General features: G+C 73.0%; 20 protein-coding genes. 7 read left to right on the forward strand and 13 right to left on the reverse strand.

The window, feature by feature from the left end:
• The first annotated feature begins 181 nt into the window (after positions 1 to 181).
• The 7 genes from PV350_RS09280 (at position 182) to PV350_RS09310 (ending at position 7,245) form a co-directional block, all read left to right on the forward strand.
• Positions 182 to 1,195 carry a sugar ABC transporter substrate-binding protein gene (locus PV350_RS09280; protein ID WP_499514770.1) on the forward strand — a complete coding sequence of 338 codons (1,014 nt, stop codon included), beginning with the start codon at positions 182 to 184 and terminating at the stop codon, positions 1,193 to 1,195.
• A complete protein-coding gene (locus PV350_RS09285; protein ID WP_499514769.1) occupies positions 1,192 to 2,274 on the forward strand; it encodes an ABC transporter permease in 1,083 nt (360 codons plus the stop codon). Before PV350_RS09280 ends, PV350_RS09285 begins: the two co-directional genes overlap by 4 nt.
• A 5-nt stretch (positions 2,275 to 2,279) precedes the next feature.
• Positions 2,280 to 3,161, forward strand: a complete 882-nt coding sequence (locus PV350_RS09290) for an ATP-binding cassette domain-containing protein (RefSeq protein ID WP_499514768.1) — start codon at positions 2,280 to 2,282, stop codon at positions 3,159 to 3,161.
• A 192-nt stretch (positions 3,162 to 3,353) separates the two neighbouring features.
• Complete coding sequence (locus PV350_RS09295) at positions 3,354 to 4,265, forward strand: sugar phosphate isomerase/epimerase family protein (RefSeq protein WP_499514767.1); 912 nt, start codon at positions 3,354 to 3,356, stop codon at positions 4,263 to 4,265.
• Between the two features lie 31 nt (positions 4,266 to 4,296).
• On the forward strand, positions 4,297 to 5,316 hold the full coding sequence (locus PV350_RS09300) for a Gfo/Idh/MocA family protein (protein ID WP_500333350.1): 1,020 nt from the start codon (positions 4,297 to 4,299) through the stop codon (positions 5,314 to 5,316).
• Between the two features lie 105 nt (positions 5,317 to 5,421).
• Complete coding sequence (locus PV350_RS09305) at positions 5,422 to 6,459, forward strand: Gfo/Idh/MocA family protein (RefSeq protein WP_500333351.1); 1,038 nt, start codon at positions 5,422 to 5,424, stop codon at positions 6,457 to 6,459.
• Positions 6,460 to 6,576: 117 nt separating this feature from the next.
• Positions 6,577 to 7,245, forward strand: coding sequence for a hypothetical protein (locus tag PV350_RS09310; protein ID WP_499514764.1), 669 nt, complete (start codon positions 6,577 to 6,579; stop codon positions 7,243 to 7,245).
• A 10-nt stretch (positions 7,246 to 7,255) separates the two neighbouring features.
• On the opposite strand, the gene PV350_RS09315 is transcribed toward PV350_RS09310, so the two are convergent.
• The 13 genes from PV350_RS09315 to PV350_RS09375 all read right to left on the reverse strand — a co-directional run bounded on the left by PV350_RS09315 (position 7,256) and on the right by PV350_RS09375 (position 20,846).
• Positions 7,256 to 7,993: an SAM-dependent methyltransferase gene (locus PV350_RS09315; RefSeq protein WP_500333352.1), complete on the reverse strand. Its 738-nt coding sequence runs from the start codon at positions 7,991 to 7,993 to the stop codon at positions 7,256 to 7,258.
• 228 nt (positions 7,994 to 8,221) lie between these two features.
• Entirely contained in the window at positions 8,222 to 9,457 is a 1,236-nt protein-coding gene (aroA, locus tag PV350_RS09320; RefSeq protein ID WP_499514762.1) for a 3-phosphoshikimate 1-carboxyvinyltransferase, read from the reverse strand.
• 57 nt (positions 9,458 to 9,514) lie between these two features.
• Entirely contained in the window at positions 9,515 to 10,726 is a 1,212-nt protein-coding gene (locus PV350_RS09325; RefSeq protein ID WP_499514761.1) for a cytochrome P450 family protein, read from the reverse strand.
• A gap of 81 nt (positions 10,727 to 10,807) precedes the next feature.
• Positions 10,808 to 11,785: a sugar kinase gene (locus PV350_RS09330; RefSeq protein ID WP_499514760.1), complete on the reverse strand. Its 978-nt coding sequence runs from the start codon at positions 11,783 to 11,785 to the stop codon at positions 10,808 to 10,810.
• A gap of 9 nt (positions 11,786 to 11,794) precedes the next feature.
• Complete coding sequence (locus tag PV350_RS09335) at positions 11,795 to 12,685, reverse strand: SMP-30/gluconolactonase/LRE family protein (RefSeq protein WP_500333353.1); 891 nt, start codon at positions 12,683 to 12,685, stop codon at positions 11,795 to 11,797.
• Positions 12,682 to 13,317, reverse strand: coding sequence for a bifunctional 4-hydroxy-2-oxoglutarate aldolase/2-dehydro-3-deoxy-phosphogluconate aldolase (locus PV350_RS09340; RefSeq protein ID WP_500333354.1), 636 nt, complete (start codon positions 13,315 to 13,317; stop codon positions 12,682 to 12,684). The genes PV350_RS09335 and PV350_RS09340 overlap by 4 nt, the downstream gene beginning before the upstream one ends.
• A gap of 26 nt (positions 13,318 to 13,343) precedes the next feature.
• Entirely contained in the window at positions 13,344 to 14,141 is a 798-nt protein-coding gene (locus PV350_RS09345) for a hypothetical protein (protein WP_500333355.1), read from the reverse strand.
• Positions 14,135 to 15,280: a galactonate dehydratase gene (gene dgoD / locus PV350_RS09350; protein ID WP_500333356.1), complete on the reverse strand. Its 1,146-nt coding sequence runs from the start codon at positions 15,278 to 15,280 to the stop codon at positions 14,135 to 14,137. The genes PV350_RS09345 and dgoD overlap by 7 nt, the downstream gene beginning before the upstream one ends.
• Positions 15,277 to 16,038, reverse strand: a complete 762-nt coding sequence (locus tag PV350_RS09355) for a FadR/GntR family transcriptional regulator (RefSeq protein WP_499514755.1) — start codon at positions 16,036 to 16,038, stop codon at positions 15,277 to 15,279. The genes dgoD and PV350_RS09355 overlap by 4 nt, the downstream gene beginning before the upstream one ends.
• A gap of 69 nt (positions 16,039 to 16,107) precedes the next feature.
• Positions 16,108 to 16,866, reverse strand: a complete 759-nt coding sequence (locus PV350_RS09360; RefSeq protein ID WP_499516977.1) for an SDR family NAD(P)-dependent oxidoreductase — start codon at positions 16,864 to 16,866, stop codon at positions 16,108 to 16,110.
• 52 nt (positions 16,867 to 16,918) lie between these two features.
• On the reverse strand, positions 16,919 to 19,030 hold the full coding sequence (locus PV350_RS09365; RefSeq protein WP_500333357.1) for an alpha-galactosidase: 2,112 nt from the start codon (positions 19,028 to 19,030) through the stop codon (positions 16,919 to 16,921).
• Entirely contained in the window at positions 19,027 to 19,950 is a 924-nt protein-coding gene (locus tag PV350_RS09370; protein ID WP_499514753.1) for a carbohydrate ABC transporter permease, read from the reverse strand. The genes PV350_RS09365 and PV350_RS09370 overlap by 4 nt, the downstream gene beginning before the upstream one ends.
• Positions 19,950 to 20,846: a carbohydrate ABC transporter permease gene (locus PV350_RS09375; protein ID WP_499516976.1), complete on the reverse strand. Its 897-nt coding sequence runs from the start codon at positions 20,844 to 20,846 to the stop codon at positions 19,950 to 19,952. Before PV350_RS09375 ends, PV350_RS09370 begins: the two co-directional genes overlap by 1 nt.
• Between the last annotated feature and the right edge of the window lies 1 nt (position 20,847).

Genomic DNA, 20,847 nt, shown 5'->3' on the forward strand with positions numbered 1-20,847 from the left:
TACATACGAACGTACCGCCCGCCGGAAGTCCGGGTCGTTACCTTGTCGTTACGTCGAGATGAATTGATGTCTTGACAAAGTCTTGACAGGGGCCCCGGGGAGGGGTTTGCTCCCGTGCAGCACCCGGCCATGTGAACACGTCCGTCCCCTTCTCCCTCCCACCGCAGTGAGGTGCAGGAACATGGAACGCTCTCGCAGAAACCGTCGGATCTCCGCCGTCGCGGCCCTCTCCGCCGCGGCGGTCCTCCTCGCAGCGGGCTGTTCCAGCAGCTCGGGCGGGAAGAAGGCCGAGGAGTCGGCGGACGCCCCCGCCGCGGGCAAGGCCGGCACCCCGCGGATGAAGATCGCGATGGTCACCCACGCCGCCCCCGGTGACACCTTCTGGGACCTGATCCGCAAGGGCGCCCAGGCCGCCGCCGCCAAGGACAACGTGGAGCTCATCTACTCCAACGACCCCAACGCGGCGACCCAGGCCAACCTGATCCAGAACGCGATCGACCAGAAGGTCGACGGGATAGCCGTCACCCTGGCCAAGCCCGACGCGATGAAGGACGTCGTCGCCAAGGCCGAGGCCGCGGGCATCCCGGTGGTCGGCTTCAACGCGGGTCTGGACGACTGGAAGGACCAGGGACTGCTGGAGTACTTCGGGCAGGACGAGAGCGTCGCCGGCGAGGCGCTGGGCAACAAGCTCAACGACCTCGGCGCCCAGCACAACATCTGCGTGATCCACGAACAGGGCCACGTCGCCCTGGAGGCCCGCTGCGCCGGCGTGAAGAAGACCTTCAAGGGGAAGACCGAGAACCTCTACGTCAACGGCACGGACATGCCGTCGGTGAAGTCCACGATCACGGCGAAGCTCAAGCAGGACTCCGGCATCGACTACGTCGTCACCCTGGGCGCGCCCTTCGCCCTCACGGCCGTCCAGTCGGTCGCGGACGCCGGGAGCAAGGCCAAGGTCGGCACGTTCGACCTCAACAAGGACCTGGTCAAGGCCGTCCAGGACGGTGGTGTGCAGTTCGCCGTCGACCAGCAGCCCTACCTGCAGGGCTACCTCTCCGTCGACTCCCTGTGGCTGTACAAGACCAACGGCAACGTCAGCGGCGGAGGCGTCGCCCCGGTGCTGACCGGCCCGGCCTTCGTCGACAAGGACAACGTCGAGTCCGTGGCCTCGTTCGCCGCGAAGGGCACCCGGTGATCCCTGTGTCCCAGGCAGCCGCCCCAGCGGCGTCCCCCTCACCACCCGCGGCGCCCGCCTCCAAGACGGACGGCCGCACCTCCGAACGCTCGCTGCTGCGCAGGACGCTGGCCCGCCCGGAGATCGGCGCGCTGATCGCCGCCGTCGCGGTCTACCTCTTCTTCTTCGCGGTGGCGCCGTCCTTCCGCGAGGCGGGCTCGCTGGCGACCGTGCTCTACCAGGCGTCGGTGATGGGCATCATGGCGCTGCCCGTGGCCCTGCTGATGATCGGCGGCGAGTTCGACCTCTCGGCCGGCGTCGCGGTCACCGCGTCGGCGCTGACCGCGAGCATGTTCAGCTTCCAGTTGAGCATGAACGTGTGGACCGGGGTGGCCGTCGCCCTGGTGGTGTCCCTGGGCATCGGGGCGCTCAACGGCTACATGCTGGTGAAGACCGGGCTGCCCAGCTTCCTCATCACCCTGGCCACCTTCCTGATGCTGCAGGGCCTCAACCTTGCGGTCACCAAGATCTTCACCGGCAACGTCGCCACCGACTCCATCAGCGACATGGACGGCTTCGACCAGGCGCGCGCACTGTTCGCCTCGGAGATCGGCATCGGCGGGGTCCAGCTCAAGGTGACGGTGCTGTGGTGGCTCGGCTTCGCGGCGCTGGCCACCTGGGTGCTGCTGCGCACCAGGTTCGGCAACTGGACCTTCGCGGTCGGCGGCAACAAGGACAGCGCGCGGGCGGTCGGCGTACCGGTGGCCTTCACCAAGATCGCGCTGTTCATGGCCGTGGGCTTCGGGGCCTGGTTCACCGGCATGCACCTGCTGTTCTCGTTCAACGCGGTGCAGTCGGGCGAAGGCGTCGGCAACGAGTTCCTGTACATCATCGCGGCGGTCATCGGCGGCTGCCTGCTCACCGGCGGCTACGGTTCGGCGATCGGCTCGGTGATCGGCGCCTTCATCTTCGGGATGGTCTCCCAGGGCATCGTGTACGCCAACTGGAACCCCGACTGGTTCAAGTTCTTCCTCGGCGTGATGCTCCTGATCGCGACCCTCGTCAATCTGTGGGTCCGCCGCACGGCGACCCGGAGGTGAGCCCGATGACCACCGCCACCACCACCGACCCCGACGGCACCGCCGCCGTCCCCGGGCCCGTCGTCGAACTGGACCGGGTGGGCAAGAGCTACGGCAACGTCCGCGCCCTGCACGGGGTCGACCTGGCCGTCCGGCCGGGACAGGTCACCTGCGTCCTCGGCGACAACGGCGCGGGCAAGTCCACCCTGATCAAGATCGTCTCCGGGCTGCACCAGCACACCGAGGGCGAGTTCCGCATCGACGGCGCACCCGTACGGCTGAACACCCCGCGCGAGGCCCTGGACCGCGGCATCGCCGCCGTCTACCAGGACCTGGCGACCGTCCCGCTGATGCCGGTCTGGCGGAACTTCTTCCTCGGCTCCGAACTGACCCGCGGCCCCCGGCCCGTACGGCGCCTGGACATCGCCCGGATGAAACGGACCGCGGACGAGGAACTGCGGGCGATGGGCATCGTCCTGGACGACCTGGAACAGCCCATCGGCACCCTCTCCGGCGGCCAGCGGCAGTCCGTGGCCATCGCCCGCGCGGTCCACTTCGGCGCGCGGGTGCTGATCCTGGACGAGCCGACCGCGGCGCTGGGCGTCAAGCAGTCGGGTGTCGTCCTGAAGTACATCGCGGCCGCACGCGACCGGGGTCTGGGCGTCATCTTCATCACCCACAATCCGCACCACGCCTTCATGGTGGGCGACCACTTCTCGGTGCTGCGGCTGGGCACCCTGGAGCTGAGCGCGGACCGCGACGAGGTCTCCCTGGAGGAGCTGACCCACCACATGGCCGGCGGCGCCGAGCTGGCCGCGCTCAAGCACGAACTCGCCCAGGTCCGCGGCGTCGACGTGGAGGAACTGCCCGGACCGGAGGACCTGGGCGAGGGCCGCCCCTCCCCGTGAGGGGCCGCCCAGCCCCCGTTCCACTCTGACATGACGTCCGTATGTCAGGACTAACTCTTGACGGCTGCCCGGCCGGACGGCGAAGCTTCCAGCGGGACCACGGAGCTTCGCGGGCATCCGTACCACCGCCCTGACGGGCCGCCCTACCGAACCACGACCGGTCCGCGGCGACCGGTGAGAGGAGCCCTCCTCATGACTGCCCCCTCCCCCGTTCTGGACCGGATCCGGATCGGCTCCGCGCCCGACTCGTGGGGCGTCTGGTTCCCCGACGACCCGCAGCAGGTGCCCTGGCGGCGCTTCCTGGACGAGGTCTCCGAGTCGGGCTACGAGTGGATCGAGCTCGGCCCGTACGGCTACCTGCCGACCGACCCCGCCCGGCTCACCGAGGAGACCGCGCGCCGCGGCCTGAAGGTCTCCGCGGGCACCGTCTTCACCTCCCTGCACCGCGGGCCCTCGGTGTGGGACGCCACGTGGGAGCACGTCGGCCAGGTCGCCGCCCTCGCCCAGGCCATGGACGCCGGTCACCTGGTGGTCATCCCGTCCTTCTGGCGCGACGACAAGACCGCCGAGGTCATCGAGCCGCGCGAGCTCACCGCCGAGCAGTGGGGACACCTCGCGACCGGCATGGAGCGCCTGGGCCGCCAGGTCCGCGACACGTACGGCCTGGACATCGTGGTCCACCCGCACGCCGACACGCACATCGACACCGAGGAGCACGTCGAGCGCTTCCTCGACGCCACCGACCCCGGTCTGGTCAGCCTCTGCCTGGACACCGGCCACTACGCCTACTGCGGCGGCGACAGCGTCAAGCTCATCGAGACCTACGGGGAGCGGATCGGCTACCTGCACCTGAAGCAGGTCGACCCGGAGATCCTCGCCGACGTCGTCAAGAACGGGATCCCCTTCGGCCCGGCCGTGCAGCGCGGGGTCATGTGCGAGCCGCCGGCCGGGGTGCCCGCCCTGGAGCCCGTGCTGGCCGCCGCGCAGGGCCTGGGCGTGGACCTCTTCGCCATCGTCGAGCAGGACATGTACCCCTGCGAGCCGGAGCGGCCGCTGCCCATCGCGCAGCGCACCCGGAAGTTCCTGCGCTCCTGCGGTGCCTGACGCACCGCCCACGAAAGGGAAGACACGGATCATGACGCAGCACGGACCGCTCGGGGTCGCCGTCATCGGCACCGGCAAGATGGGTGCCGACCACGTACGCCGCATCAACGACGTCGTGAGCGGCGCCCGGGTGACCGCCGTCGTCGACGTCGACGCCGAGCGGGTGAAGGCGGTCGCCGACGGCATCGAGGGCTGCACGGCCTACACCGACCCCGCCGCGGCGATGGCCGCGCCCGACGTGGACGCCGTCCTCATCGCCTCCCCCGGCCCCGCCCACGAGGCGGCGCTGCTCGCCACCTTCGAGCACGACCTGCCCGTGCTGTGCGAGAAGCCGCTCACGCCGGACGCCGCCTCGGCGCTGCGCGTGATGGAGGCCGAGCAGAGGCTGGGACACCGGCGGGTGCAGGTCGGCTTCATGCGGCGCTACGACGCGGAGTACACGAAGCTCAAGGCCCTGCTGGACAGCGGTGAGCTGGGCCGGACACTGATGCTGCACAACCGGCACCGCAACGCGAGCATCCCTGCCGGCTTCACCAACGCCAACCTCGTCAACGACTCGCTCGTGCACGAGATGGACGTGACCCGCTGGTTGCTCGGCCAGGAGATCACCGCCGTGACGGTGCTGCGCCCGCGCCCGTCCTCGAACGCGCCCGAGGGCCTGGACGACCCCCAGTTCGTGGTCTTCGAGACCGACGGCGGGGCCGTCGTCGACGTCGAGGTCTTCCTCAACTGCGGTTTCGGCTACCAGGTGCAGGCCGAGGCGGTCTGCGAGTGCGGCAGCGCCCGCATCGGCGACGCGCACGACCTGCTCGTCAACACCGCGGGCCGCTGGGGCGGCACGATCGCCCAGGACTTCGTGGAGCGCTTCGCCGACGCCTACGACCGCGAGGTCCAGGCGTGGGTCGACGCCACCCGGCGCGGTGAGGTCACCGGCCCGAGCGCGTGGGACGGCTACGCCGCGGCGGCGATCTGCGAGGCCGGTGTCCGCTCGCAGAGCACCGGCGGACGCGTCGAGGTCGAGCTGGTCGACCGGCCGGCGTTCTACCACTGAGGGACGCACGTCCCCGGTCACCCCGGATCCGGCGCGGGTGGGGCGGTTACTCCCTGGCCGCCCTGCCCGCGCCTCCACCGCACCCGTGAGAAAGGCACCCCGTACATGCGCGTCGTCCTCTTCGGTGTCGGGCGCCTCGGTTCCTTCCACGCGGCCACCCTCCACGCACACCCCGAGGTCTCCGAGCTGGTCCTCGCGGACGCCGACGCCGCGCGGGCCGCCGAGGCCGCCGCACGGCTCGGTACCGGTGCGCGGGCGGCGAGTTCGGTCGACGCGGCGTTCGCGGGCGGCGCGGACGCGGTCGTCATCGCCTCGGCGACCTCCGCCCACGCCGGGCTGATCTCCCGCGCCGTGCGGGCCGGGCTCCCGGCGTACTGCGAGAAGCCGGTCGCCCTCGACCTGGAGTCCACGGTCACCGCCCTGCGTGAGGTCGAGGAGGCCGGCTCCGTCCTCCAGATGGGATTCCAGCGCCGCTTCGACCCCGGCTACCGCGCCGCCCGCGAGGCGGTCCGGGCCGGCCGCCTCGGACGGCTGCACACCGTACGGGCCCTGACCTCCGACATGGCGCCCCCGCCGCCGGAGTTCGTGCCGCTGTCCGGCGGGCTCTACCGGGACTGCCTGATCCACGACTTCGACGCGGTGCGGTGGGTGACCGGCCGTGAGGTCGTCGAGGTGTACGCCATGGGCGCCAACGGCGGGGCCGACTTCTTCCGTGAGGCGGGCGACGTGGACACCGCGGCGGCGCTCCTCACCCTCGACGACGGCACCCTCGCGACCGCCACCTCCACCCGCTACAACGGCGCCGGCTACGACATCCGCATGGAACTCGCCGGTTCACTGGACCAGATCGCGGTCGGCGTAGGCCCCCGTACACCGGTCACGTCGGTGGAACCTGGCGCGGCGCCGGGCGTGCCGGATCCGTGGACGGGGTTCGTGGACCGCTTCGGGGACGCGTACCGGGCGGAGATCGACGCCTTCGTGCAGGTGGTGGCGGGCCGGTCGGAGAACCCCTACGAGGGGCGCGAGGCGCTCGACGCGCTGCTTGTGGCCGAGGCGTGCGAGGTCTCGCGCAAGGAGCGGCGGCCGGTCACGATCGCCGAGATGACCGAGGTCGCGGAGCGCGCCCGCAAGCGCGCGGGGTGACCGCACGGGGCGCCGTGGGCACGTCACCCCCGCGGTCCGCCCCGGGTGGCGTGATCACGTACGCCGGTGCTTCCTGGGATGAGTCGGTCCCGGCTGTCCACGAGGGAAGAACCTTTCATGGCGATGAAGGTCCAGGCGCTGCGCACGCCTCGAGCGGCGGGGCTGGTGGGGATCGCTTTCGCGGTGCTGATCGGCGCCGCCATCGTCCTGGTCCGGGCCTCCATCCCCAGCGGTGAGGGCGTGCTGACCAGCTCGCCCCTCACCCTCTCCTCGCGCAGCGGGGTCCAGACGGCGCTGGCCCTCATACCCTTCGCCGGCATCTTCTTCCTCTGGTTCATGGGCGCGGTGCGCGCGCACGTCGGCCCGGGCGAGGACAAGTTCCTCTCGACGGTGTTCCTCGGCAGCGGCCTGGTGTTCGTCGCGACGCTCTTCGGCGCCGCCGCGGCGGCCGGCAGCCTGCTGGCCACCACGGAGGTCGCCTCGCCCGGCCCCCCGCGGGCCGAGTTGTCGTACTTCGGGCAGCACCTCACCTACAGCCTGCTGACGACGTACTCCATGCGGATGGCCGCGGTGTTCGTGCTGTCGGCCTCCACCGTCGCGCTGCGGCTGGGGACGTTCCCGCGCTGGCTGGTGCTGCTGGGGTACCTCGTCGGCGTCACCCTGCTGTTCGTGGTGCCGAACGTGCCGTTGGCCGAACTGGTCTTCCCCCTGTGGGCGCTGGTCGTCAGCCTCCACATCGTGGTGGCGAGCTTCCGTTCCCGGCCGGCGGAAGCGCAGGCCTTCTGAGCGGTGACGCTCAGGAGGTCGTGCGGCGCAGCAGCAGCGTGACGAAGCCGAGCGTGCCCCGGTAGCCGTGCAGCCACTCGGCGCGGTGGACGGCGGCGGCTTCGAGGGCGGCGCCGCTGTCGGGATCGGCAGGGTGGTCCAGGGCCCACTCGGCGAGGGAGCCGGTCCAGGACCACTCGTAGTCGTCCCACTCGCGGACGGTGCTGACGTGGGCGAGGACCGGGGTCCAGCCGTCCGCGACGATCCGGTCCACGGTGCTCGCCAGGTCCTCGTACTCCCCCAGCATCTCGACGAGTTCCGGGGTGGGTTCGCGCTCCCAGAAGGCGTCGCCGACGATCACGGTGCCCCCGGGGGCGAGCTGGGCGCGGGCCGCGTCGAGGGTCGGCAGGAGGCCGCCGAAGGCGTGTGCGGCGCCGACGCTGAGCACGACGTCGAAGGGGTGCGGCGAGGTGAAGTCGCCCGCGTCCTGTTCTTGGAGGGTCAGCCGGTCGCCGACGTCGAGCGCGGCAGCCTCGCGGACCGCCTTCCGCAGTGCCCCGGTGTCCAGGTCGACGCCCTCCGCGGTGACGCCCGGGCGGCCGTCGAGGGCCCGCAGCAGCCAGGCGCCCTCCCCGCAGCCGAGGTCGAGGACGCGCTCGTCGCCGCGGCGCAGCGCCCTGCCGAGCAGACGGCGCACGGTCGCGTCGTCCAACGGTGCGGCGATGGGGTGGTGGGTGTGCGCGATGCGCGAGATGCGGCGTCGGTCCATCGGCGCAGCTTCGCAGGGCATGCCATTCACCGCATCCGGTTAATTCCGCGTGGCCGTGCAACGCGATCCGCGGCGGCGGCGGTTTCCCGGTTCGAAGGGCCGTCACGGGAGCACGGCCATCGCGGCCGTCAGGGCCGTCACGGGGAGAGGACGACCGAGATGGACAGGAAGACGGACACGAAGACGGACGGGAAGATCCTCACGGCGGCGGGCCGGTGCGGCCCACGGCTACAGGCCCCACTCCTCGCGCAGCGCGCCGAACACCTCGTGGAACTCGGGGAAGGTCTTCTTCACGCAGCCGGGCTCGTCGAAGGTCACCCCCTCCGTGCGGAGCGCGGCGACGGCGAAGCTCATCGCGATGCGGTGGTCGCCGTGGCAGGCGATCTCGACCGGGGCGGGGGTGCCGGGGTGGATCTCGATCCAGTCGCGGCCGGTCTCCACCCGGACGCCCTGACGGCGCAGGTTGGCCGCGCAGACCTCCAGGCGGTCGCACTCCTTCACCCGGGTGTTGTAGACGTCCTCGATGCGGACCGGGCCGTCGGCGAACGGCGCGATCGCGGCGAGCGTCGGCATCGTGTCGGAGATGTCCCGCATGGTCGTGGTGATCCCGCGCAGGGTGCCGGTGCCGGAGACGGTGGTGGCGTCGGCACCGGTCTCGACGCGGGCCCCCATGCGGCGCAGGACGTCGACGAAGCCCAGGTCGCCCTGGAGCGCTCCGGTGCCCAGGCCGGGAACGGTGACCTCACGGCCGGTCAGGGCGGCCGCGGCGAAGAAGTAGCTCGAGGTGGAGGCGTCGGGCTCGACGGCGTAGTCCGCGGCACGGTAGCCGCCGGGCGGGACGACGAGCACGCTGCCCTCGCGGCCGACCTCGACGCCGAAGGATCGCATCATGGCGATGGTGATCTCGACGTAGGGGACGGAGACCAGCCCGGTGACGTTGACGCGCAGCCCCTTGCGCATGAGCGGGCCGGCGAGGAGCAGTGCGGTGAGGAACTGCGAGGACAGGCTCGCGTCGAGGTCGAGCGCGCCGCCCTCGATGCCGTCGGCGGCGACGGTCAGCGGCAGGTGGCCCTCCGCCTCCTCGTGGCGCAGGTCGACACCGAGCGTCCGCAGGGCGGTGGTGAGCGGGGCGACGGGACGGCGGCGCATCTGGGCGGAGGCGTCGAAGCGGTAGGTGCCGTGCCCGGCCGCGGCGAGCGCCGGCAGGAACCGGGCCGCGGTGGCGGCGTCGCGGCAGTAGACGTCCGCCTCGGGGACCGCGGGTCCGGCGGGGCGTCCTTCGACGCGCCATACGTCCGGGCCGCGGTCCACGCGGTAGCCGAGCCGGAACAACCCCTCCGCGAAGCCGTCGGTGTCGTCGGAGAGCAGCGGCCGCCGCAGTGTGGTCGTCCCCTCGGCCGCCGCCGCCAGGAACAACGCCCGGGCGGTGACGGACTTCGAACCGGGGACGGCGACGACGGTCACGGTGTTCTCCTGTGCTGCCTGACGTGCGGGGACGCCCTGGTGAGGGGCACCGACATTCTAGGCGCCGGGCGAGCCGGGGACCGTGGGCGTGAAGCGCACGGGGAGCCGGCGCACACCGCGCATGAGCATGCCGGGCAGCCAGTCCAGCTTCTCCGGATCGGCGTCGAGCGCGAGGTCGGGGCAGCGTTCCAGGAGGGCACGGACGGCGATGCGTCCTTCGAGGCGGGCGAGCGGGGCGCCGAGGCAGTAGTGCAGGCCGTGCCCGAAGGCGACGTGGCCCCGGGTGTCCCGGCGGATGTCGAAGCGGTCGGCCTCGGTGAAGCGGTCCGGATCGCGGTCGGCGGAGGCCAGGGCGACGAGGACGGGTTCGCGGGCCGGGATGACGGTGCCGGCGACGTCGACCGGTTCGGTCGTGAAGCGGAAGGTGGCGGTCTCGACCGGGCCGTCGTAGCGGAGCATCTCCTCCACCGCGCCGTCGATCAGGCTCATGTCGGCCCGCAGGAGGGCCAGTTGGTCCGGATGGGTGAGCAGCGCGCGGACGCCGTTGGAGACCAGGTTGACCGTCGTCTCGTGACCGGCGATCAGCAGCAGGAAGGCCATGCCGCCGAGTTCGGAGCGCGAGAGCCGGTCGCCGTCCTCGGAGGTGGTGCGGATGAGCGCGCTCATCAGGTCGTCGCCGGGCGCGCAGCGCTTGTCCTCGATCAGCTCGTGGAGGTAGGCCGCGAGTTCCTCGAAGGCCCTGCGCTCGGCCTCCGGCCCGGTCGGTGCGACGACCTCGTTCGACCAGGCGCGGAAGGCCGCCCGGTCCAGGTCGGGCACCCCGAGCAGCTCGCAGATGACCGTGATGGGCAGCGGGTACGCGAGCGCCTCGACGAGGTCGGCGGTGCCGTCCGGACGGGCCAGCATCGCGTCCAGCAGCGCGGCCGTGATCTCCTCCACGCGCGGCGCCAGCTCCTCGACCCGGCGCCCGGTGAACTCCCGGGCCACCAGCTTGCGCAGCCGGGTGTGCTCCGGCGGGTCGGAGACGAGCATGTGGCGGCCGAGGAGTTCCTCGTCGTAGGAGGTCCACCCGAGTGCGCGGGAGTCCTTGGCGAACCGGGTGTCGGCGAGCGCGGCCCGGGCCTGGTCGTGGCCGACGATCAGCCACAGCTCCCCGACGTCGGCGGTGCGCACGCGGTGCACCGGCCCCTTCTCGCGGAGCCTGGCGTAGACGGGATAGGGATCGGCGGTGAACTCCTCGCCGTAGACCGTGAGATCGACCGTGTCCATGTGCCGCACGGTAACCCGGGGGCCCGCCGCGACACGTCACCCTGCGGGACGAGACACCCCGGACGGTCTCATCCGAAGGGTTCAGCCGATCGTGGCGGTGCGCCAGGTCTCCTCGTCCGCCTCCAGCAGCGCGGCCAGGACGGCGGGGTCCGGCAGCGGCCCGTGGTCGGCCGGGACACGCAGGGCCGAGGCCGCGGTCAGATGGCCGAGCCGCAGGGCCCGCTCCACGGACAGGTCCCGCAGCAGACCGCTGAGGAAGCCCGCGGCGAAGGCGTCCCCGGCGCCGACCGGCTCGGCCACCCGGACGGTGAGGGCGGGCACGCTGTGCGCGTCGGTCCCGGTGAAGGCCGTGGCGGCGCGGGACCCGTCCTTGACGACGAGGACACCGGGCCCGGGCAGCAGCTCGCGGACCGAGCGCGCGTCGGTGATCCCCCCGCCCCACAGGGCCTGGGCCTCGTCGAGACCCACGAGGACGATGTCGGCCCGGTCGGCGAGCGGCCGCAGGACGTCCGCGGCGGAGCGGCCGGTCCACAGCGCGGGGCGGTGGTTGACGTCGAAGCTGACGGGCCACGGGCGGTCGGGGCGCAGCGCCCGTTCGACGAGGGCGTGGCAGCCGGGCGAGAGGGCGGGCGTGATGCCGCTGAGGTGGACGAGCGCGGCTCCGTCCAGGGCCGGGTCGTCGAGCACGTCGGGGGTGAGCGCCGAGGCGGCGGACCCCGCGCGGTGGTAGTGGACGCGGGTGCCGTGCGCTCCCGGGTCCTTGAGCAGGAGCCCGGTGGGCCGTGCGGGGTCGGTGCGCACCCCGGTGACGTCGACGCCGCCCGCGGCGATCCGCGCGCGGACCCGCCGGCCGAAGGGGTCGTCGCCGACCGCGGAGACCCATCGGGCGGGGATGCCGTGGTCGGCGAGGTACAGCGCGACGTTGGACTCGGCGCCCGCGATGTCGACGCGCAGCAGGTCCGCGTCGTCGAGCGGCCCGAGGGGGTCTGGGGCGAGGGCGGCCATGGTCTCGCCGACGCAGACCACGGGTCCGGGTCGCAGCGGCCGGGGGGTGCTCATGGGGGCTCCCTAGGGGGTGTCGGCGCGGTCCGCCGGGCGGTACGGGGCGGCCGGTGCGCCGGGGACGTCCACCCGGACGGCGAACACGGCGCCGTCGAGCGGTCCCGGGGCGGCCAGGCCGATGTGCGCGCTGGTGACGAGGAGGGTCCGGCCGTCGGGGCCGCCGAGGCAGAGTCCGGCGGGCTGTCCGGCGGGCAGGTCGACGATCCGGTCGAGGCTGCCGTCCGGGAGGTAGCGGTGGACCTGTCCGGTGCCCCAGACGGCGGTCCACAGCCCGCCCTCGCTGTCGGTCGTCATGCCGTCGGGGCTGCCGTCGGCGAGGGTGACGAAGGTGTCCGGCGTGCCGGGGTCGCCACTGGCGGGGTCGACCGGATAGCGACGGATGACGCCCCGGGCGCTGTCGGCGAGGTACATGACGGTGCCGTCGGCGGTGAAGGCCGGCCCGTTGGGGATCGTGATGTCCCGCAGCACACGCGTGACACGGCCGTCGTGGTCCAGGCGGTAGAGCGAGCCGGCATCCTCGGTGGTGTCGTAGGCCATGCTGCCCGCCCAGAAGCGGCCGTGCGGGTCGGCGACGCCGTCGTTCATCCGCATCGGCACCGGGGCGTCGTCCTCGGGGCGGGCGATCCACTCGGCCCGGCCCGCGGGGTCGATGCGGCAGATGCCGGTGCCCGCGGCCGCGACCCAGTGGCCGGGGCGGCCCTGGACCGGCGCCACCGCGCCCAGCGGGCACGGCAGTCGGGCGATCAACGTGTGCGGAGCGGCGGGGCCGTCGGAAGCGGCCAGCAGCCGGCCGCTGAGGATGTCGGTGAGCACGGCGCGGCCGTCCGTCCAGCGGATGCCCTCGCCGAGTTCGAGGCGGTCGGTCCCGAGGACGGCCGGGGACGCGGTGGCGGTCACAGGCGGTCCTCCGCGCGGACGACGTCCAGGAAGGTGCGGGCCCGTTCGCGCAGCACCGTGACGCTGCCGCCCTCGGCGGCGTCACCGATCAGGGGCGATCCGACGCCGACGGCGACGGCGCCGCCCCGCAGGTACACCGCGGCGGCCTGCGCGTCCACTCCCCCGACGGGCACGAAGGGCAGGTCGGGGAAGGGGCCGCGCAGGTCCTTCAGGTACCCGGGGCCGCCGGCGCTGCCGGCCGGGAAGAGCTTGAGGGCGTCGGCGCCGAGCCGCAGTGCCTGGAGGATGTCGGTGGGGGTCATCACCCCGGCGAGGACCGGGAGTCCGAGCTCCCGGCCGGTGGCGATGCCCTCGCTGACCGCGGGGGTGACGAGGAAGGCGGCGCCGGCCTTGTGGGCGTCCCGTGCGTCGTCGGCGCTGAGCACGGTTCCGGCCCCGAGGGTCGCCTCCGGGCCGAGCGCGGCGCGTGCCCGGGCGATGACGTCGAGCGCGTCACGTCCGCTGAGGGACACCTCGATGAGGGTGATCCCCTCCTCGGCGAGGGTGAGCACGGTGGTCAGCGCGGCGTCCGGGTCGCTGCCGCGGACGATGGCGAGCAGCCGGTGGGCACGCAGCGCGGCGAGCAGTTCCATCCGACATCCCTTCTGGTGATGGGTGTTCAGGGGCGGCGGGCCGCGGTGACGGTGAGCCGCCAGGCGACCTCGCCGGAGGGCGGGACGACGACCGTGTCGCCGTCGTCCGCCCCGGTGCGGTCGAAGACGCGGCCGAGCATCGGCTCGACGCCGATCGAGCGGTACGGCGCGTCCTGCGGGAAGCCGCCGAGGTTGCGCCACAGCGCGACCGCGACGGGCCGGCCGCCGGCCTCGACCGCCAGGTGCAGTGCGTCGGGGCCGTCGTGCACGGTGACCCGCGGGGTGAGGACGACGGCCCCGACGGCGGTCCCGTCGTCCGGGCCGAGCCGGTCGAGGGGGATGCCCTCGACGTGCGGCCACCGGCCGGTGATCCACCCCGCGCCCTCGTCCGGGTAGAGCCGGGTCTCCGCTGCCGCGTCGATGCCGATCCACGCGTCCGGGGAGAGTTCCAGCAGGGCGTGGGCGGCCCACACGAAGCGGTAGCCGGGCTCGGCGGTGAGCGTGTAGTCGACGACGGCGGCTCCCGCCTCCGTGCTCAGGCGCCGGGTCAGCCGGAAGTCGGGGCAGTCCACGACCTCCGCCTCCGCCTCCCGGCGCCAGGGCCGTGACCAGGCGTCCCCGTGGTCGGGCAGCCCGCGCACGGTGGGTACGCACTCCTCCAGGCCGCCGGCGTCGGCGAAGGGGTCTCCGGGCCGGACCCCGGGGCGGCGTGGCTCGTCGCGGTGCCAGAGCCATTCACGGCCGCCCGCGGTCAGCGAGGTCCAGCGCCCGCCGTGGTCCGGGTCGGTGACCACGGAGACCGGGACCCGGTTCCCGGTCACCATTCGGCGAAGGAGCCGTCGGCGTGCCGCCAGACCGGGTTGCGCCAGGCGTGGCCGGAACGGTCCGCGGCGCGGACCGCGTCCTCGTCCACGGCGACGCCGAGTCCCGGCAGTTCGGTGCGGCGCGCCTGGCCGTCGACGAACCGGAAGGGCTCGGTGTCGACCAGGTAGGACAGCAGGTCGGCGTCCTTGTTGTAGTGGATGCCCCGGCTCTGCTCCTGGATCAGGAAGTTCGGGGTGGCGAAGGCGACCTGCAGGCTGGCGGCCAGGGCGATCGGTCCGAGCGGGCAGTGCGGTGCCAGGTGCGCGCCGAACGTCTCGGCGAGCGAGGCGATCCGGGTGACCTCCGATATCCCGCCGGCGTGCGACAGGTCCGGCTGGGCCACGGCGATGCCGGCCGTCAGCGCCGGGAGGAAGTCGGCCCGCCCGTAGAGCCGTTCACCGGTGGCGAGCGGCACGGACGAGGCCGCGACCAGGCCCGGGAGCAGGTGCGCCTGCTCGGGCAGGACCGGCTCCTCGACGAACAGCGGGTGCAGCGGGGCTATCTCGTGCAGCACGCGCCGCGCGTTGGCGGCGGTGAAACGGCCGTGGAAGTCGACCGCGACGTCCCGGTGCGGGCCGAGGGCCTCCCGGGCGGCGGCGACGCGCTCCACGACGGCGGCGGTCTCGGCGGGGCTGCCGAGCGGCGGGGTGCGCCCGGCGGCGTTCATCTTGACGGCCGTGAAGCCCGCCTCCACCTGGGCGGTGACCTCCTCCTTGAGCCGGTCCGGCTCGTCGCCGCCGACCCAGGCGTACACCCGGACCGAGTCGCGGACGGGGCCGCCGAGCAGGGTGTGCACCGGCACCCCGAGGGCCTTGCCCGCGATGTCCCACAGGGCCTGGTCGATGCCGGCCACGGCACTGGAGAGCACAGGCCCGCCCCGGTAGAAGCCGCCCTTGGTGAGCACCTGCCAGTGGTCCTGGATCCGCAGGGGGTCCTGGCCCACGAGGTGTTCGGCGAGCACCTCCACGGCGGTCCGCACCACCTCGGCCCGGCCCTCCACCACCGGCTCGCCCCAGCCGACGACGCCGTCGTCGGTCTCGATGCGGCAGAACAGCCAGCGGGGCGGGACGAGGAAGGTCTCGACGCGCGCGATCTTCACTGTGCCTGGCCGTCCTTCTGTTCGTTGGAGCCGTCCGCGCCCTCGGGCGCCTGCGGGCCGCTGACCTTGTCGAGGTCGCGCGTCGCCTGGTCGAGCAGGGCGCGCATGGCGTGTTCCGCGGCGTCCGGGTCCCGGTCGCGCACGGCGTCGAGGACGGCACGGTGACTGGGCACCGGGTCCTCGCTGTGCGGGGCGCTGTGCACGAGCTGGTCGCGCTGGGCCAGGCCCGACTCGATGACCATCTCCATGCGTTCCAGCAGTTCGTTGTGGGTGGCCGCGAGCAGCGCCCGGTGGAAGGCGAGGTCGGCCTCGACGGCGTGCGTCGCGCCGCCCTCCTCGCCCATGGCCGTCAGCGCAGCCTCCAGCAGCTCCAGATCCGCGTCGGTGCGGCGGGCCGCGGCCAGCCGTACGGCGGCGGGTTCGATGATGCCGCGGACCTCGCCGAGGTTGCGCAGCAGCGCCAGGTCGGCGCCGGTGTCGCTGCCCTCGGAGAACTGCCAGCGCAGCACGTCGGCGTCGAGGAGGTTCCAGTCCGAGCGGGGCCGCACGAAGGTGCCGCGCTTCTGCCGGGCATCGACCATGCCCTTGGCCGCGAGGACCTTCAGCGATTCGCGCAGGGCCGTCAGACTGACGTCCAACTCGCTCTGCAGGGCCGCCATGTCGAGCGTCGCTCCCTCGGGGATCTCGCCGCTGAGCACTCGGCGGGCGAGGGTCTCCACGGTCTGGCCGTGCACTCCGCGGCGCGCGTATGGCGTCATGTGTATGCCTTTCTTGCTGGTCGGTGGGGCTGGACCGTCGTCTCGGCCGTCTCCGTCAGGGCGTACCCGTCAGGCGGAGGCTTTGACGACGCTCCAGCCACCGTCGACGAGCAGGCTCGATCCGGTGATGTACGAGGCTTCTTCGGCGGTGAGGAAGGCGACGGCGGCGGCGACCTCCTCGGGGGTGCCGAAGCGGCCGGCCGCGGTCTCCGCGACGCTCTGCTCGCGTTCGGCCTGCGGCACCCGGTCCCAGGCTGCGGTCAGGATCGGCCCGGGGATCACCGCGTTGACGCGGACCTCCGGTCCGTACTCGACGGCGAGCTGGCCGCACAGCGACAGCAGCGCGCCCTTGCTGGCCGCGTAGGCCGGGTGGCCGGGGATGCCCCGGTGGGCGTGGACGGAGGAGGTCAGCACCACGGCGCCGCGCTGCTCGCGCAGGTCGGGCAGCAGCGCCTTGAAGCCCAGGAAGGCGCCGGTGAGGTTGACCGACAACTGCCGTTCCCAGGAGGCGAGGCTCGTCTCGTGCGCGGGGGCCACCTGCACCGTGTACGCGTTGCTGACCAGCACACCCACGGGCCCGAAGGCGTGCGCGGCGTCGCTGACCCGCTGCCAGTCGTCCTCGCTCGCGACGTCGGCGGCGACGAAGACGGCGCGCGCGCCGTCCTTGCGCAGCCGCGCGGCGGTCTCCTCGCCGCGCTCGGCGGCGATGTCGACGAGCACGACGGCCGCGCCCTCGGCGGCCAGGCGCGCCGCGGTGGCGGCGCCGATGCCCGAGGCGGCGCCGGTGACGACGGCGACGCGGTTGGTGAAGCGGGCCGCTGGGTTCATGGTGCTGGTCGTCTCCTGTTTCATCGCTGGTGTGCTGATTCTCGCCGTGTCGTCACTGCCGGGCCAGGACGACGAGTTCCGCGTCGTACTCCGCCGTCCACGCGAACGGCAGCCCGGAGTGGGTCAGATGGGCGCCGCTGTAGCGGGTACCGGTGGCGGTGTCGGTGTAGACGGCGTCCCCTCGCAGACCGCGCAGGCGGAGCCGGGCCGCTCGGCCGGGCACCAGGGGCGCCCCGTCGAGGAGGCCGGTGTTCCAGGCCGTCACCACCAGGCGGTCACCGCCCGGTTCCTCGTACTGGATCCCGCACGTCGGGTCGGCGGGGCCGCCCAGCAGGTGGACCTCGCCGTGGTGGACGACGTCGCGGACCTCCTTGTAGCGGGCGATCCACCGCGCGGCCTCGGCCCGCTGTTCCGGCGTCCAGTGGCGGATGTCGGCGCCGATGCCGAGCACGCCCGCCATGGAGTTGACGAAGCGGAAGGCCAGCGAGCGGGGCCGCGGGTCGAAGACGCCGGGGGCGTCGGTGACCCAGGAGCTCATGGTGTGCGGGGCGTGCGCGTGGAGGTAGCCGTACTGGATGCGCAGCCGGTCCATGGGCGCGGTGTTGTCGCTGGGCCACACCACGTCGGTGCGGGCGATGGTGGCGTGCTCGACGCGGCCGCCGCCGCCCGCGCAGCCCTCGACGGTGACGTGCGGGTGCGCGGCGCGCAGGTGGTCCAGGACGCGGAGGTAGCCGGCGACGTGCGCGGCGTCGAGGTCCTGGCGCTCGGGGTCGGCGCCCGCCGGGTGGCCGGGGCGACCGCGCTCGGTGGGCGGACGGTTCATGTCCCACTTGAGATAGCTGATGGCGTGGGAGCCGAGCAACCGGTCCAGGGTGCCGATGACGAATTCCTGGACGTCCTCGCGGCCGAGGTCGAGCAGCAGCTGGTTGCGCACGAGCGTCGCGGGCCGGCCGTCGATCCGGTACACCCACTCGGGGTGCTCGGCGTAGAGCGTGGAGCGGGGGCTGATGCCCTCGGGTTCGACCCACAGGCCGAAGTCCAGGCCGAGGGCGCGCACGTGCTCGACGAACCGGTCGAACCCGCCGGGGAATTCGGCCGGGTCCGGGTCCCAGTCGCCGAGGCCGCCGGTGTCGTCCGGCCGCCCGGTGAACCAGCCGTCGTCGACGACGAAGAGTTCGGCGCCGAGTTCTGCGGCGACCTTGGCGAGCTCCAACTGGTTCCCGGCGTCGACGTCGAAGCCGGTGGCCTCCCAGGAGTTGTAGAGGACCTTGCGGGGCCGCTCGATGCGCTCGCCGGTCAGGTGCCGCTCGTAGCGGTGCCAGACGCGGGCCAGGCCGTCGAGCCCGTCCGGGCTGAACGCGCAAGCCAGCCGCGGCGTGACGAGGGTGGCGCCGGGGGCGAGGCGGACCGCGCCCTCGTGGGGCACCCGGCCGGCCCGGACGCGCACCGCGCCGCCGGGCTCGGCGTCGGCGGTGATCCGCCAGTTGCCGGACCACTCCAGGGCGATGCCGTAAGTGGGGGTGGCGCCCTCGGCGGGGGCGGCGGCGTCCTGGACGGCGAGCCAGGGGTGGTAGGCGTGGCCCGCCGAGCCCTGGGTGCTCTCCATCTCGAAGCGGCCGCGCTCCAGCGTGACGTCCTTGAGCTGGAACTCCTGGGACCACTGGCCGGCCAGGTAGGTCAGCCGTGCGCCGCCCTGGACGGGCACGTTGACGGCGGCGGAGTCGAATCGCTCCAGCCGCACCTCGTCCTCGCCGGTGCAGGTCAGCTCCGTCCAGCGCAGGACGACGTCGGTGCCGGGCACCGTCTCGTAGCACAGCGTGGTCCGCAGCCCCAGGAGGTCGTCGGCGAAGTCCAGGCGCAGGGCCCGGTCGCCGTCCTGCGTGGCACCGTCGAACCGCCACCAGCTCCCGCGGTCGCCGCCGGGGCGGGAGGCGACCAGGTCCGCGCCGGTGAACGGCCGCAGCCCGTACGGGATGTACTCGGCCGGGGCGGCGTCGGCGGGGGTGATGAAGTGGGTGCGGCGCGACCAGTCCATGGGCGACGGGCCGTCCTCGGCGCCGTGCGGCCCCCAGGCGGCGAGTTCGGCCCAGCGGCCGTCGCCGCCCAGGGTGACGGCGTAGGTGGTGGCGTCGGTGCGCAGCAGCCACCGGTCGTGCGTGGTCACTTGACGGCTCCGAGGTTGAGTCCCGCCACGAAGTGGCGCTGGAAGCGGAGGAAGACGGCCACCGTCGGGGCGGCGGCGATCACCGAGCCGGCCGCGATGACGTTCCACATGGACACGTACTGGCCCTGCAGACCGATGAGGGACGCGGTGATGGGCATCTGGCTGTCGGTGCGCAGCACAGTGATGGCCCACAGCAGGTCGTTGAAGATCCAGGTGAACGACAGGGCGGTCAGTGCGGCCAGGGCCGGCCGGGCCAGCGGCAGGATGATCCGCCAGTAGATCTGCCAGGGGCCCGCGCCGTCGATGACGGCGGCCTGCTGGATCTCGCCGGGGATCGACCGCATGAAGCCGTGCAGCACGAAGACGTAGAAGCCGACGCCGAAGCCGACCTGCACCCCGATCAGGGCGTACAGCTGGTCGTAGATGCCGAGCACTTCGCTCAGCTTGGACACGGGGATCAGCAGGATCTGCGGGGGCAGCAGGTTGCCGCCGAGCATGAGCAGCAGCAGGACGCGCCGGAAGGGCAGGTCGTAGCGGCTGAGCGCGAAGGCCGCCATGGAGGCGAGGCCGAGCGAGAGCGCCACGGTGGGGATGGTGACCAGCATGCTGTTGATGAGCGCGCGCTGCTGGCCGCCGTCCACCCACGCCTGACGGAAGCTGTCGAAGGTGAAGGAGTGCGGCCAGCTGCCGACGCCGTGCGCGGCGATGTCGTCGAAGGTCCGGGTGCTGGTGACCAGGACGAGGGCGATCGGCAGCAGCCACAGCGCGGACAGCAGACCCGCGGTGAGGTGGAAGCCGGTGGTGCGCAGGGCGCGGCCGCGCAGCGCGGGCCGACGGGGCGCCGCGGACGGGACCTTGGCGGTCCCGCCGTCGCGGCCGGCCGGGTCCTTGACGCGCGCGGAGGCTTGGGTGGCGGTCATCAGTCGGCCTCCCGGAAGGCGCGCACGAGGTAGCCCACGATGACGCCGAACGCCAGCACGAAGATGACGACGGCGAGCGCGGAGCCGTATCCCAGGCGCAGGGACTGGAACGCGGTGGAGTACATGTAGGTGCTCAGCAGTTCGGAGGAGTGGTACGGGCCGCCGCGGGTGAGCGCCCACACCACGTCGAACGAGCGCAGCGAGTCGATGACGATCACCGACAGGACGACCGCGTTGACGCTGCGCAGCTGCGGCAGCGTGATGTGCCGGAACTGCTGCCAGCGGGTGGCGCCGTCGACCTTGCCGGCCTCGTAGAGGGCGGGGTCGATGCCCTTGAGGCCGGCCAGGTACAGCACCATCACGTAGCCCACCTGGCGCCACAGCGCGGGCACGATGACCGCATAAAAGGCGGTGTCCTGGTCGGCCAGCCAGGCGTGCTTCAAGCTGCCGAGGCCGACACCGTCCAGCACGTTGTTGATCAGGCCGTCCGGCTGGTACATGGCCTGCCACACCAGGGCAGTGGCGACCAGCGAGAAGACCACCGGCAGGAAGAGCGCCGCCCGGTAGAACCCGATGCCGCGCCGCTCCTGCTGGAGCAGCAGCGCGGCACCGAGGCCCAGGGCGGCGGACAGCCCGCCGAAGAGCAGAAGCCACAGCACCGTGTTGATCGCCGCGGTGCGGAAGACCTCGTCGTGCAGCATCTCGCTGAAGTTGCCGAGGCCCACGAACGTCGGGGCCCCCAGGCCGTCCCATGACGTCAGGGAGAGGTAGAAGCCCTGGAGGGCCGGCCAGAAGACCCAGAAGGCCTCGACGAGCAGCGGGATGAGGACGAAGGCCAGGACCACCGGGGGCACCCGAGTGGCCCTGGACCGTCGTGTGGAGCCGATCAGCGCCATC

Source organism: Streptomyces sp. PA03-6a, assembly GCF_033792765.1.
Lineage (GTDB): Bacteria > Actinomycetota > Actinomycetes > Streptomycetales > Streptomycetaceae > Actinacidiphila.